This is a genomic window from Nitrospirota bacterium (assembly GCA_040756155.1).
Classification (GTDB): Bacteria; Nitrospirota; Thermodesulfovibrionia; order JACRGW01; family JBFLZU01; genus JBFLZU01.
In genome coordinates this window covers 1-13,418 of record JBFLZU010000083.1, presented here as the reverse complement: position 1 = coordinate 13,418, position 13,418 = coordinate 1, and the positions used below count along the sequence as shown (strand labels likewise).

13 protein-coding genes, 5 tRNA genes, 1 other RNA gene and 1 pseudogene are annotated in these 13,418 nt (G+C 42.3%); 16 read left to right on the top strand and 4 right to left on the bottom strand.

Features of this window, described 5'->3' with window-relative positions; genetic code table 11:
* Window position 1 precedes the first annotated feature (1 nt).
* The 14 genes and pseudogenes from AB1488_08275 (at window position 2) to AB1488_08210 (ending at window position 8,145) form a co-directional block, all read left to right on the top strand.
* Window positions 2–87 (top strand) — tRNA-Ser (locus tag AB1488_08275).
* A gap of 32 nt (window positions 88–119) precedes the next feature.
* Window positions 120–214, top strand: a tRNA-Ser gene (locus AB1488_08270).
* 94 nt (window positions 215–308) lie between these two features.
* Window positions 309–830: a DUF2155 domain-containing protein gene (locus tag AB1488_08265; GenBank protein MEW6410086.1), complete on the top strand. Its 522-nt coding sequence runs from the start codon at window positions 309–311 to the stop codon at window positions 828–830.
* A 3-nt stretch (window positions 831–833) separates the two neighbouring features.
* Window positions 834–910: transfer RNA gene (locus AB1488_08260), tRNA-Arg, on the top strand.
* Between the two features lie 63 nt (window positions 911–973).
* Window positions 974–1,489, top strand: a pseudogene (locus tag AB1488_08255) (nucleoside deaminase).
* A 46-nt stretch (window positions 1,490–1,535) separates the two neighbouring features.
* Window positions 1,536–1,629, top strand: a tRNA-Ser gene (locus tag AB1488_08250).
* Window positions 1,630–1,722: 93 nt separating this feature from the next.
* Window positions 1,723–1,810: transfer RNA gene (locus AB1488_08245), tRNA-Ser, on the top strand.
* 94 nt (window positions 1,811–1,904) lie between these two features.
* An RNA gene (gene ffs, locus AB1488_08240) (signal recognition particle sRNA small type) lies at window positions 1,905–2,003 on the top strand.
* Between the two features lie 20 nt (window positions 2,004–2,023).
* Complete coding sequence (gene dnaX, locus AB1488_08235) at window positions 2,024–3,577, top strand: DNA polymerase III subunit gamma/tau (GenBank protein MEW6410085.1); 1,554 nt, start codon at window positions 2,024–2,026, stop codon at window positions 3,575–3,577.
* A gap of 2 nt (window positions 3,578–3,579) precedes the next feature.
* Window positions 3,580–3,897 carry a YbaB/EbfC family nucleoid-associated protein gene (locus AB1488_08230; GenBank protein MEW6410084.1) on the top strand — a complete coding sequence of 106 codons (318 nt, stop codon included), beginning with the start codon at window positions 3,580–3,582 and terminating at the stop codon, window positions 3,895–3,897.
* A gap of 65 nt (window positions 3,898–3,962) precedes the next feature.
* Window positions 3,963–4,550, top strand: a complete 588-nt coding sequence (gene recR / locus AB1488_08225; GenBank protein MEW6410083.1) for a recombination mediator RecR — start codon at window positions 3,963–3,965, stop codon at window positions 4,548–4,550.
* A complete protein-coding gene (locus AB1488_08220) occupies window positions 4,550–5,956 on the top strand; it encodes a L,D-transpeptidase family protein (GenBank protein MEW6410082.1) in 1,407 nt (468 codons plus the stop codon). Before recR ends, AB1488_08220 begins: the two co-directional genes overlap by 1 nt.
* Window positions 5,928–6,605, top strand: a complete 678-nt coding sequence (locus AB1488_08215; GenBank protein ID MEW6410081.1) for a hypothetical protein — start codon at window positions 5,928–5,930, stop codon at window positions 6,603–6,605. The genes AB1488_08220 and AB1488_08215 overlap by 29 nt, the downstream gene beginning before the upstream one ends.
* Before the next feature lie 61 nt (window positions 6,606–6,666).
* Complete coding sequence (locus tag AB1488_08210) at window positions 6,667–8,145, top strand: M14/M99 family metallopeptidase (GenBank protein ID MEW6410080.1); 1,479 nt, start codon at window positions 6,667–6,669, stop codon at window positions 8,143–8,145.
* On the opposite strand, the gene AB1488_08205 is transcribed toward AB1488_08210, so the two are convergent.
* Window positions 8,135–9,541, bottom strand: coding sequence for an HD domain-containing protein (locus tag AB1488_08205; GenBank protein ID MEW6410079.1), 1,407 nt, complete (start codon window positions 9,539–9,541; stop codon window positions 8,135–8,137). The two genes, AB1488_08210 and AB1488_08205, sit on opposite strands and share 11 nt — an antisense overlap.
* Window positions 9,542–9,550: 9 nt before the next feature.
* Window positions 9,551–9,970 carry a Fe-S-containing protein gene (locus AB1488_08200; GenBank protein MEW6410078.1) on the bottom strand — a complete coding sequence of 140 codons (420 nt, stop codon included), beginning with the start codon at window positions 9,968–9,970 and terminating at the stop codon, window positions 9,551–9,553.
* Between the two features lie 126 nt (window positions 9,971–10,096).
* Between AB1488_08200 and AB1488_08195 the strand changes: the two genes are divergently transcribed.
* Window positions 10,097–11,371 carry an HD-GYP domain-containing protein gene (locus tag AB1488_08195; protein ID MEW6410077.1) on the top strand — a complete coding sequence of 425 codons (1,275 nt, stop codon included), beginning with the start codon at window positions 10,097–10,099 and terminating at the stop codon, window positions 11,369–11,371.
* A gap of 33 nt (window positions 11,372–11,404) precedes the next feature.
* Window positions 11,405–12,493, top strand: a complete 1,089-nt coding sequence (gene ychF, locus AB1488_08190) for a redox-regulated ATPase YchF (GenBank protein ID MEW6410076.1) — start codon at window positions 11,405–11,407, stop codon at window positions 12,491–12,493.
* 120 nt (window positions 12,494–12,613) lie between these two features.
* On the opposite strand, the gene AB1488_08185 is transcribed toward ychF, so the two are convergent.
* Window positions 12,614–12,841, bottom strand: a complete 228-nt coding sequence (locus tag AB1488_08185) for an SHOCT domain-containing protein (protein MEW6410075.1) — start codon at window positions 12,839–12,841, stop codon at window positions 12,614–12,616.
* 53 nt (window positions 12,842–12,894) lie between these two features.
* Window positions 12,895–13,418 (bottom strand): class I SAM-dependent methyltransferase (locus tag AB1488_08180; GenBank protein ID MEW6410074.1); only part of this gene is annotated, 524 nt, incomplete at its 5' end.

Below are 13,418 nucleotides of genomic sequence, written 5' to 3'. Positions count from 1 at the left end.
GGGAGGGATGGCCGAGTGGTTTAAGGCGGCGGTCTTGAAAACCGTTGACCGAAAGGTCCGTGGGTTCGAATCCTACTCCCTCCGCCACATTACTCGAAACTCTTAACTGTAGTTAACAGGGAGAGGTGGCCGAGTAGGCTTAAGGCAGCCGCCTGCTAAGCGGTTGTGGGGGCAAAAACCTCCACCCAGGGTTCGAATCCCTGCCTCTCCGCCAGGAAAAACAGTGAATAGTGATTAGTGGTCAGTGTTTAAAGATTTTTAACTGACAACTATTCACTGATAACTGATCACCGTATAAAGGTGGAAGGATGCATAGAGTTTTTATAATAATCTCGATTATCGCAGTTATTGCGTTGAGTGGTTGTTCAAAGAAAGATGAAAGGAAGGATTCGAATGTACAGCAGGCAAGGAGTCCTATTCTTCAGGGGCCAATTCAACCACAATCTACCCCGGGGACGACAGAGATTCCTTCACAGGCGAAATCAAAGATAATAGTGCCAGATGATGTTAAAAAACGATGGCGGTCTGTAGTATTGACTGTAGAGGATAGAGATAAAAAAACGAGCAAGGATTTTACCGTGAAGATAGGTAGTGAGATTGATGTGCCTGGGTCAACACTCAGGGTTAAGACAGAAGAATTTCTACCGGATTTTCGTATGGACGGCAGTGTAAAAACCTCTGTCTCTAACGAAAAAAATAACCCGGCGTTAAGGATAAAGATATTAGAAAGAGGGAAGGAGGTGTTCGAAGGCTGGCTGTTTTTAAAATTTCCAGATGTGCATTCTTTTGAGCATCCGAGGTATTCTATAAGACTGAAGGATGCGATATAATATGCGCCCATGGCTCAGCTGGACAGAGCGGCGGACTACGAATCCGTAGGTCGGGGGTTCGAATCCCTCTGGGCGCGCCAATCAAATTTCACCATGTGAAATTTGCAGTTATGAGTTTTTAGTAGTTAGTGGTCAGTTAGAATATGAGAGAAAGACAATTTGTTTCGCGATCTCCGATTGCTTCGCTATCTCCGATTCTTGCAACGAACTGCAGGGAGCTTCAACAGGAGATACATGAACGATACATGCAGATTGCCCTTGAGGAGGCAGCGGCAGCATTCGCTGAGAACGAGGTTCCAGTAGGTGCCGTTCTGATAATTGACGGTGAGATAATTGCAAGGGCACACAACAGACGGCAGGTGGACAAGGATCCAACAGCACATGCGGAGATGATAGTGCTGAGGAAATCTGCAGAGAGATTGGGGAGATGGCGACTCACAGGTTCCGCTCTCTATGTCACTGTTGAGCCATGTTTCATGTGTGCTGGTGCAATGATACTTGCGAGAATAGACCATCTCATCTATGGCTGTTCTGATCCAAAAACAGGCGTGGTGGAGTCGCTTTACCCCATTAGAATGGCGGGGCTTTCTAATGGGGTTTACAGGGTGTTTGATGATAAAAGACTCAATCATAAGGTTCAGGTGACATCAGGCATACTGGGGAAGGAAAGCAGGAAACTGATACAGAGATTCTTTAAAGAGCGGAGGAGAGGTGCCCGAGTGGCTGAAGGGGCACGACTGGAAATCGTGTGTTCCGAGTAAAATCGGGACCGTGGGTTCAAATCCCACTCTCTCCGCCATATTAGTTCGGAGTTGTGAGTTAGGAGTATTGAGTTGGGAGATTCAAGATTTTTCTCCGAACTCAGAACTCGGAACTCTGAACTGTATTATGTGGAAGGATGGCCGAGTGGTTTAAGGCGGCGGTCTCGAAAACCGTTATCCCGCAAGGGATCGCAGGTTCAAATCCTGCTCCTTCCGCCAGATTAGTTCTGAGTTCGGAGATTTAAAGATTTTTTCTCTGAACTCCTAACTTAAAACTCATAACTGTAGTTAATTTTGTAACAGTATCCTCATAGTTTGGGTCCTGTGCAACAGGAACCTGTGAATTCCGTCAGGTCCGGGAGGAAGCAGCGGTAAGCAGGTGTACTGGGTGCCGCAGGGTAGCCTAAGCTGTGAGGATAGTGGGACAAAATTATGAGTTATCTTGTTCTTGCAAGAAAATGGCGACCCCAGGTTTTTGAGGATGTTATAGGACAGGAGCATGTGACCAGGACACTTAAAAATGCGCTGGAGTCAAACCGGCTGGCTCATGCTCTTCTTTTTTCTGGTGCAAAAGGGGTTGGAAAGACGACGACTGCAAGGATACTCGCCAAGGCAATAAATTGCCAGCAGGGGATAAACCCTGAGCCATGTGGACAATGCTTTACCTGCGATGAAATTACTACAGGCAGTTCAATAGATGTTATAGAGATAGATGGTGCATCAAATACGGGGGTGGATGATATCCGTGAGCTTAGAGAAGCCATAAGATATGTACCCTCCAGAAGCCGCTACAAGGTCTACATCATAGATGAAGTTCACATGTTATCAAATTCAGCATTTAATGCGCTACTCAAGACGCTCGAAGAACCACCTCCACACGCCCTTTTTATCTTTGCCACAACAGAACCCCGCAAAATACCCGCAACGATTCTTTCAAGGTGCCAGCACTTTGAATTCAGAAAAATATCACAGCAGGCTATAATAGAGAGATTAAGATATATCTGTGCAGAGGAAGGGATCTCGATAACCGAAAAGGGATTAAGATTGATAGCGCTGGCATCTGAAGGAAGCCTGAGAGATTCCCTCAGTCTTCTTGACCAGTCCCTTGCGTACTGTGGTATGAGGATAAAAGAAGAAGACCTTTCAGTCATACTGGCACTGCCTGATAACGCTCTACTCTGTAGTCTCTCAATGGCAATTGCTGAGAGAAATGCTGAAAAGGCACTCCAGACGGTAGATGACGCCGTGGAGCGGGGTTATGACCTGAGGAGGTTAATAAGAGATATTGCAGAGCATTTCAGGAATATTCTTATAACAAAAATTACAAGCAAGCCAGAAAGGTTACTGGATATGCCTGAAGAGGATATAAAGCAAATCATCAAGATTGCAGATGCGTTTTCGATTGAGGATGTAGAGCTTCTTCTCAACCATTTCTTGAGAGCCGAGGGGGAGATAAGGGCAACAGTCTATCCACGATTTCTTCTTGAGCTCTATCTTGTGGAGGCGACACGGTTTAAAGAAATAAGTTCTATCAATGAAATTATTGAACGACTTGCCCACGCAGAAAAAAACCTTCCGATTGATTCAGTATCAACAGTATCCATCACTTCAGAGGAAATAGAGAACAAGAATGAGTTGGGGAATAATAGGAATTTTAGTGTCCTCTGGGGAAAGATCGTAAAGAAGATAAAAGAGAAGAAAGCACCCCTCGGTTCAAAACTTGAGCAGGCGGAATTTATGGGCTTTGATGGGAAAGAACTAAAGATAGGCTTTAATGGGGGGCTCAGCTTTCTTGTAGATTCAGTAAACCATGCAGATAATAAAAAGATAATAACCGATGCTGCAAAAGAACTTACAGGTTTTGAGATAGGCATCAGGGCAGTTGCAATTAATAGAACCGCCGAGCCTTTTATAAAGAGCGTATTAGAGATATTTGAGGGAAGGCTTATAGATGTTAAACCAAAAGAAAAGATGGGGGAGGAGTAGAGATGTCGAATAACATGCTGAGCAACATAATGAAAAAAGCACAAGCGTTACAGGAACAGATGGCAAAGATACAGGAAGAGGCAGGTGCTAGGACAGTAGAATCATCCGCAGGAGGTGGTATGGTTACCGTGATTGCAAATGGACGCGGAGAGATCGTTTCGATCAAAATCGAACCAGATGTAATCAATTCCGGAGATATAGAGATGCTTCAGGATCTTATAGTTGCAGCAGTTAACCAGGCAATAAGGGACGCACAGAAACTAATGTCCGAAGAGATGGCAAAGATAACGGGAGGACTCAAGATCCCAGGAATGTTTTAAAATCCCCCTCACCTTGCTCCTCTCCCCTTAGAGGAGAGGGTTGATGACGCATAAAGAGGTACCTTATGGATGTGCTTAATAGGCTGATAAACGAACTCACAAGACTTCCAGGCATTGGTAGAAAAACAGCACAACGATTAGCCTTCTTTATAATGCATATGGCATCCGAGGATGCAAAGGCGATAGCCAGCGCTATCGTGGATCTTAAAGATAAAGGTAAATATTGCACTCAATGCTTTAATATAACTGATGCTGAAGTGTGTGGAATATGCTTGGATGAATCGAGGGATCGTAGTAAAATATGTGTTGTAGAAGAACCGAACAATCTTATAGCAATTGAGAGAACAAAGCAATATAATGGGCTTTATCATGTGCTACTTGGTGCAATCTCTCCTCTGGATGGCGTAGGACCTGAAGATATAAAGATAAAGGAAATGCTGGGACGTCTGAATGGAAATGAGATAAGAGAAATTATTATAGCAACAAATCCAAATACAAAAGGAGAGACAACTGCCCTTTATCTCGCAAGAATTATAAAGCCATTTGGGATAAAGGTAACGAGATTAGCATGTGGCTTGCCCGTAGGAGCCGATGTGGAATTTGCTGATGAAGTTACTTTATCAAAGGCTTTAGATGGCAGGAGAGAGATATAGTGCGGGAGAAACGGAATTTATTGGTTCTAATCTGCGTAATAATATCACTCCTCCCATGCAATAAGACATATGCATATGAAGGTTCACGATATAACAAATCTACATCTGTAGAGAGAGATCCCTCATCGATTATAAAAGTCTCTACAAAGGAGTATCCATTTGTGATTGTTGTAGAGAAGTCAACAAATAGGTTGTTACTTTACAAGGTTGATAATGATATACCACTTCTTCTCAAGGTCTACGATTCTGCGACAGGAGAGGGTGGGGGTGATAAGCAGAAAAGCGGTGACAAAAGGACACCTGAGGGCATATATTTTACAACAGGTGTTATGGGTAGGAGTGAACTGGATAAGCAATATGGGATTATGGCACTGCCACTTAACTACCCCAATCCTGTAGATAGACTTGAAGGGAAGAGTGGTAACGGTATATGGATACATGCGACATTCAAGCCAAGTGTGAGTGATTATGGATACTCGAAAGGATGTGTAGTATTGAGCAATGCAGATATAATAAATATAGGGCAGTATGTAAGAATTGAAGAGACGCCTGTTATTATATTCGACAGGATAAGCCATATCTCCACAAACAAAAAAAAGAGAATGGCAGATATACTTACGAATATTATTATGGACTGGAAAAGGACATGGGAGAACAAAGAACTTGACAGATATATGGCATATTACTCTATGGTATTTAGATCTGATGGAAAGGACTGGAATGCATGGAGGGAACATAAAAGAAGGCTTAATGAACAATACAGGAAAATCAGCGTATCCATCGATGCACTTAATATATTTACCTATAATGGGATTGCAGTTGTCAGCTTCAAGCAGATATACAACTCAGATAAGTTTTCAAGTGATGGTTTTAAGAGGCTCTATCTCAGAAAAGAAAAGGATGATTGGAAAATAATCAGTGAAGAATTCAGAGAACCAGATATCAGTCAGAACATAAAACTTGTGAGTCTTATAGAGGAAGAGAGACAGAAGAAAGAGACGAAAAAACTCGTTGCAACCCCTGAAAGGAGTCATAAGCCGAAGGCATTAAAGAGCGAATCTCAGGATATTGCAATAGAGCAATTTAAGGCAGAAAGATCAGGCGATAGACTTAATATTACCTTCAAACTTACAAATAAAACACAGAATGGCAAGTTATTATCAGGACGATTAGCAATTATCGGCAAAGGGATAAACGCGGTCTCTTATCCTGCTATGAGGCTTCGGGGCGATGAACCTCTCAATTATAGAGAAGCCGAATGGTATTCTATAAGGAGGTTTAAGATCGTTAAAGGAAGCCTCAGCGCTTCAGGTCTTCAGACCGTGATGGTAATAGTTTATTCGAGAAATGGAGAGATACTGATAAAGAGAGAATTTTATGCCCGCGAAGAAAAAACTCAGGGATAGCAAACTGACCATTATTCTTATCAGGGATGAGATAGGTAAACCCCGCATCATACATATTAGATTAGTAATGTTCATCGCTCTCGGCATAGCTTGTATTATCTTTGTTCTGATCTCTATATTCTCGATCTATGGTTACATAATAACCACTTATCAGAAGAAGGAGTGGGCTTCAGAAAAGGAGCGACTTTTAGACCGACTCCATACTGCAGAGACTGCCATCGAGGCTATGCAGAAGGGCAGGGCATCCTTAAAAAGGGATTTTTGGGGGAGCCAGGACAGGGTGCCAGAGACAAAGGATATCGAGGTGAAGAATCTTAAGGTTTATCTTTATAAAGACAACACTTACAGGTTTTCCTTCTCCCTCCATAACTTGAGACCAAGCAATCGTCCTATCTCAGGTTATGTCTCATTAATATTGAGTGGTGGTGGGACACAAGACCCTTATTATATTGTATTCCCCCAGATGGAGGTAGAAAAGGGACATCCCCAAGACTACAGGAAGGGAGAGCCATTCTCAATCCAGAGGCTGAAGGTTGTTAGTGGGTCAATTAAAAAGGTGCCCCCCGAGGTCATATTCAATAATGCAACAATCATCGTTTATTCGAATGATGGCAGGGTTCTTTACAAAAAAACACATGAGATTAAATGAACAATCAACAATGAACAATTGATAAATGACCCCCTTATTTTTAAATTTTGCATTTTGCACCTTGACTCTTCTATATACCTTGATTGTCCCCGTAGAGTTACCTGCCCGCCCACCATTAGCACTCGGATCAACCAGCACAGAGCGCATGGTTTATTTTCAGGGCACAGAATACGAATTGAGTGTTTATAAAATCAGAGGTGCCGAGAGAGGCAATACCCTTATGATAATAGGAGGAATACAAGGCGATGAGCCTGGAGGATACCTCGCAGCTGACCTCTATGCGGACATGTCGCTGAAGAAAGGGAATCTAATCGTAGTACCACGGGCAAATTTCCCTTCGATTCTTAAGAATAGAAGGGCAATTAATGGCGATATGAACCGGAGATTTGTAGATACGGGAAGGATTAAATCCGCCTCTGGCGGATATGAAGACAGAGTCGTTTCAATACTTAAAGAACTTATGGCAGAGAGCGATATCCTGCTGAATCTCCATGAGGGGTCAGGCTTCTATTCTGAGCGATGGGAGTCACCGCTTAAGAACCGGAGGAGATTTGGGCAGTCGATAATAACCGATTCCGATGTAGCATACTCTGTAAGATACAGGCGGGACTTGGATCTTAAAGGGATAGCGCAAAAGATAATCGAAGAAATCAATCAGAATATCGCCGTTGCCGAATATAGATTTAAGTTTAACAATACTCGCACAGCATCCCCTGATACAATTCATCCAGAGCAGCGGCGTTCTGCAACATACTTTGCCCTTACAAACTTCGGGATACCTGCATTTGGTATTGAGACATCAAAAGAGATTAAAGATATAAAATTCAAGGTCAAATGTCAGACACTGGCAATCAATGCCTTTATGAAAGAGTTTGAGATCATCCCAGAGAATCCCAAGATATACCTTGATCCTCCTGTGCTTAAATATCTTGTTGTCTCGGTAAATGGAGCAACCCCGCTGGTAGTCCACAACGGAAAGACGCTAACTATCAAAAAGGGTGATACCATTGAGATCTCACATGCCGTTGCCAACTATGAGAGGGGACTGAATATAGATATACTTGGTGTTGGGGGTGGGAATGACCTCGGCAGACCTGTTCTGATAGACAGGGGTACACTTGTTGTTGTCAAGAAAGATGCTTATGAATGTGGAAGGGTATACCTGAAGGTAAGCGATACTGATTCCAGAATTGCCAGAGCGGTATCTGATACACCACCATCATTTAAATATTTTATACTCAATGTGAATGGAACAAGATATGCCCTACGCCATCAGGAGGCTATCCAGATTACAGCAGGAGACAGGGTTGAGATAGTTGATGCGCTCACAGAAGGAATCGCTAAAAATATGAAGGTCAACCTGATAGGGTTTATTGGAAATAAGAAGTATAACGATGGAGAAGACAGGGGATACAAGATAGATACAGCGCGGGATTTAATGAAAGGGTACTCTATCGAGAAGGATGGCAAGAAATACAGGATAGTGGCAAAGGTGGGGAATAAGACGATAGCTGAGATGTTCCTATTAGTTACACATTAGTGTTAATACTTTCATCCTCACTCTGTAGAATACTTTCGGCTATAGATGTAATGGTTGCATCATGTTTATGATTTATTGTAAATATCCTGCACTTGACGACCTTCGCTGGAATATAATCAAAATACTCTTTTAGTGGTTCTTTTGAACTGGAGCCATCAGAGGGATTATATACATATATCTGTTTTTCTCCCATCACGAGTGGATTTATAGGTCGGGGATCCTGGCTTGCCATATCTACACGGAATGGGAGGCTCTTTAGCTCTGGAGATAATCTCTTCTTTATTTCCCTTTCAAGATCTCCTGCAGAGATCATCCTTTTCCCCTTTTCAATTACGCTCGTTGAAAGTGTAGTTTCGTAAGCCATTTTCCATTTGATATCTCTGCAGAGGATTCTCTTCCATTCCTTGCCAAGTTTCCCCTTTGCCATATTACTTGAACGATCCCACCGCCTTACTTCTTCTAAAAGCGACCAGTCTGTAAGATAGAGGTATCTATCGAGACGATCAACAGGAGAATACGGAAATATTATAGACATGGTATCCCTGAATATCTCCCGTAGATGGAGGTCTATTGCCCTTGTGGTTCTGTGGTAATAAACATTGGAATAGAGATATAGCCTTGCATTGAGGAACATTCCCAGTGCCGCACCACCTGCCCTGTGTAATGTAAGCCCCTTTTTTGTAAAAAAGGTATAATGCATCAGTCGTTCAATATCTACAGGTCCGATAGAGACACCACACATATATGAATCCCTTAGGACATAGTCAAGATTATCGATCGTATAAATGCCTCCGAGTAAAGGCTGAAGAAGTACAAGCCATCTTGGCTGCCGGCGGGTGTCACCTTCACCCTTACGAATCAAAAAGGATATCTGTTCTGGGTGAATCTCTTCGTCTTCAGAAAACCATCCACCAGGACTTCTTCTTATAAGACGAATAAGGTCTCCAATCTCATCTTCAATAATTCTCTGACCGATAATCTCATGGTTTAAAGATAGGTCTTCAAGGAAGTTCTCATCGAAGAAGTGACCGAATGGTCCATGTCCTATATCATGAAGTAAAGCTGCCAAACGAAGGATCTCTTCCACATAGAACTCAGAAGGACACTCCCGCACTACTTCCTTAAGTGAGGGGTAAAGGTGTCTTGCGAACCTTCCTGCCAAGTGCATTGCCCCTATGGAGTGCTGGAATCGGCTGTGCTCGGCAGATGGATATACCCACCTTGCACTCTGAAGCTGGTAGATGTATCTCAACCTCTGTACCCAGGGTGAATCTATAAGCTCTTTCTCTGTGACTTCATGCTTACTAATGGGTGTAGTAAACTGGATGTAGCCATAAAGTGGGTCTGCCATGAGTGCAACACCATTGTAAAATGAAAGTATAGCCTCATCTTTCATTAAGAATCCTCAGAAAAGATATCCCCCACGAAGAAACTCTGGGGTCTTTATTGTAAGATATTCTCCTTCTATACTGTGTTTCAATGGAATAGGTAAACAGCTCCCAAGCCCCTTATCTAAATCTGCTATTTCGTATTTATTACCGCACGCATTGCATACGATATACTCGTCTTCCTTCCTGTATCCTAATCTCTTTCTGTAACATATGGCACAGGCATCAAAGGCTGAGTTGATATTTCCATTAGAGTCCTTTGCTACAAAGAAGTCTATCCTTTTACCTTTGGGAGAGTTAAATGTATAAAAGTGGATAGCTCCTTTACGGATATCCTTCAAGTCAATTTTGATTATACCGTTCTGTTCTTTTATGGGTTCGTGTGTTATTCTTCTTCCCTTTGCACAGCCCTGAAGAAGCAAAAGAAAAAGGGGCATTATTAAAATAAAGAACTTATTTACTGGCAATGACATGATAGAATAATACCAGAAAAGAAAATAACAGTTCAATTAGAAAAGCGAGACTTTATTGATTATATCGTTAATGTAGTATATTATTAACTCATGAAGCCTCTTGGGATTGTTGGGAAATTCTCGATATATAGTTTTATCGCTGTAGTTCTGATCGGGACAATCCTCGCCTGGGCAGTATCAGAGATTATGCGTAAGGTAATGATAGAGGATTCAGCCAAGACAGCGGCATTTGCCGTCCATACAGTGATAGAAAAGATACTCCCCCCTATAGACAGACCATTAACTGTTTCAAAATATGAAGAGATTGACCGATTCGTCAAGGAACATATCCTTTCGGAGAGGATTGCTCGGGTAATGATATGGAACAGGGATGGATACATTATTTATTCAGATAACCCTGTGATAACAGGGAAAAAACATGCAGTGAAAGATGACCTGAAGAAAGCACTCCTCGGAGATATACACGCTGAGGTATCAAGACTGGATACAGAAGAAAATAGAGATCTATCCACAAGATTCAAGAGACTGCTTGAGATATATGTTCCGATAAAAGATAAGGATACAGGCAAAATAACAGGCGCATACGAAGTGTATGAATCATTAAAACCCATAGAGGAGCATTCCAATAAATTAAGGGTAACTACATGGTTAATTCTGAGTGGTGGTTTTGCAGGTTTGTACCTCGTATTATTCGGGATAGTAAAGGGGGCATCAAATACAATTATAAGACAGAATATCTCGCTCATAGAACTCAATATAAGGCTTGAAGAGTCCCTTAAACAACTAAAAGAGACCTATATCGGCACAATAAGGGCACTTTCTGCTGCAGTGGACGCAAAAGATAGATACACTGCCGGGCACTCAAGCCGGGTTGCAGAGTATGCCTTGATGGTTGGCAGGGGACTTGATTTTGATGAAGAAAGGCTTCAACGCCTCGAACAGGCGGGATTATTCCATGATATTGGGAAGATAGGGACACCTGAATCGGTGTTAACCAAAGATGGTAAACTAAGCGATGAGGAATTTGATATCATGAAAGGACATCCAGTAATCAGTGCTGATATTATCTCGCATATAGGTTTTCTTCAGGATGTCGTTCCTATAATCTACCATCACCATGAAAGATACGATGGGAAAGGATACCCTGCGGGATTAAAAGGTGAGGAGATACCACTTGAATCCCGCATCCTTGCTGGTGCTGATGCATATGATGCTATGACATCTGAAAGGCACTATAGAAAAGCACTCACACACGAAGAAGCAGTCAAAGAACTTTCAAAATTATCAGGTATACAATTTGATGCGAATATAGTTCGTGTCCTCATCTCAGCGATAGAACGAGAAGACAGAGATAAAGGACGTTAAATAAATTACTATCTAACGGCCTAAAGGAAATAAATGAAGATTGCGATTACAGGAATTGCTAATTCAGGCAAGACCACAATCTTTAATGCCCTTACAGGACAGAGCATTGAGATGACAGTCTATCCAACCGTTGAGGGAGAACCACATGTGAGTGTTGTTAAGGTTCCAGATATGCGATTAGAGAGGCTCGCAGAGATTTATAGCCCGAGGAAGCCAATACATGCAACTGTGGAATATGTAGATTATATAGGCTTGATAAAGGGCGATACACCACATAACACAAAGGTTTTTAATCTGATAAGGGATGCAGATGCCATAGTTCATGTTGTGAGATTATTTGAGGATGAAAAGGTATCACACCCCTTCGGTGGAATTGACCCCCAGAGAGACATAGCGATATTTGAACATGAGTTGATATTCGGTGACCTTGAAATTGTCGAAAAGAGGCTTGAAAGGATAGAACTTGCCTCAAAGAAAGGGCTGAAGGTAGAGACAGAAGCAGAAAAGAAACTGTTAGGGAGAATCAGGGAGGCACTTGAGATAGAAAGACCACTGCGGGAGATAGAATTCAATGAAGATGAAGAGAGATTACTCAGACCCATACAGTTTTTATCAATAAAACCAGAGGTAATAGTTCTCAATATATGTGAAGATGACATACACGCTGAGAAGAACAAGAGCTTAAAGAAATCACTTGAAGAGAGGCATGTTGGGAGAAATATAAAGGTTATAGACCTCTGTGGAAAGATAGAGATGGAGATCGCACAGTTTGACAGGGAGGAGGCGAGGGCATTCCTCGATGATCTCAGGATAGATGAGCCTGCGATGAATAGACTCATAAGACTTTGCTACGACCTGCTTGGTTATATATCCTTCTTTACCATCGGGGAGAATGAGGTAAAGGCATGGGCAATAAAGAGAGGTACAATCGCACAGAAGGCGGCTGGTAAAGTTCACTCAGATATGGAAAGGGGGTTCATCAGGGCAGAGGTGATCGGCTATGATGATTTTGTAGCATCAGGTGGAATGGCAAAGGCAAAGGAGAAAGGGCTTGTGCGTCTTGAAGGAAAGACATACGCCATCAAGGATGGAGATATTGTAAATTTCAGATTCCATGTGTAAACCCCGCACCAAGACTTTACAGCCGTGGCATTAAGGTCTTACGGAGTTCACACCCATGCCCCGACACCAAAAGTTTTTGGTGTGGGGCGTGGCTTCTTTTGGTGCGGGGTAAAATCATATCTATTCCAGAGATTTTCTCTTCTCATCGAATTCTTCTTTACTTATCTCTCCCTTCGCATACCTCTTCTTAAGGATATCAAGGGCTGTCTCTTCTTTTTCTTCTTTTCTTGTTCCTCCTGCGATTAACTTTACAATGTATACAATACCTAATATTACCACTATCCAGAAAATAAACATAAAGAGAAATCCACCAAATCCCATCCCCCATCCAAAATCAGGCCAGTGCATATAGACTTCCTCCCCTTATTAGTTATACCACAATTTCCTATCGGTATTTTTTGCTATGATCCCCTTCTGCGGACTTTCCTTCCCATTCCCATTATAGCAAGATTTCCAATGCTAATCATTCTAATTATTTCAATGCCTCTATCTTTCAGTACCTTTTTAAATTCTTTAAGGTCAATCTCACCACCCTCTGGATGTACTGTGAATGTCTTGACAAAGAAGTTTCTCAAGAATGGCATTAAAGGCTCTTCAAAAAAGAACTCCCCTCCTTGTTTTAGAACCCTTGAGACCTCTTTCACTGCCTTCTTCCAGTCCTCCATATGGTGAAGGACTCCAAAGGAAAATACCGCATCGAATTTTTCGTCTGGTTCATCGAGTGCCATAGCATCAGCCACCCTAAATTCTATCTTATTTCTTAAAGCTAACTTTAAATTCCTCTGTGCCCTTTCTATCTGCTCAGGGTCTATATCAATAGCAACAACCTTCTTTGCTCTGAACTCCTTAGCGATTGCCTCCGCACCGATACCTCTGCCACAACCTATTTCAAGACATAGGGGATATTCAGAAAGGCACCCCATCC

Coding starts and splice junctions, on each gene's coding strand:
- AB1488_08265 (MEW6410086.1), top strand. CDS start 309: ATGCATAGAGTTTTTATAATAATCTCGATTATCGCAGTTATTGCGTTG.
- dnaX (MEW6410085.1), top strand. CDS start 2,024: ATGAGTTATCTTGTTCTTGCAAGAAAATGGCGACCCCAGGTTTTTGAG.
- AB1488_08230 (MEW6410084.1), top strand. CDS start 3,580: ATGTCGAATAACATGCTGAGCAACATAATGAAAAAAGCACAAGCGTTA.
- recR (MEW6410083.1), top strand. CDS start 3,963: ATGGATGTGCTTAATAGGCTGATAAACGAACTCACAAGACTTCCAGGC.
- AB1488_08215 (MEW6410081.1), top strand. CDS start 5,928: ATGCCCGCGAAGAAAAAACTCAGGGATAGCAAACTGACCATTATTCTT.
- AB1488_08205 (MEW6410079.1), bottom strand. CDS start 9,541: ATGAAAGATGAGGCTATACTTTCATTTTACAATGGTGTTGCACTCATG.
- AB1488_08200 (MEW6410078.1), bottom strand. CDS start 9,970: ATGCCCCTTTTTCTTTTGCTTCTTCAGGGCTGTGCAAAGGGAAGAAGA.
- AB1488_08195 (MEW6410077.1), top strand. CDS start 10,097: ATGAAGCCTCTTGGGATTGTTGGGAAATTCTCGATATATAGTTTTATC.
- ychF (MEW6410076.1), top strand. CDS start 11,405: ATGAAGATTGCGATTACAGGAATTGCTAATTCAGGCAAGACCACAATC.
- AB1488_08185 (MEW6410075.1), bottom strand. CDS start 12,841: ATGCACTGGCCTGATTTTGGATGGGGGATGGGATTTGGTGGATTTCTC.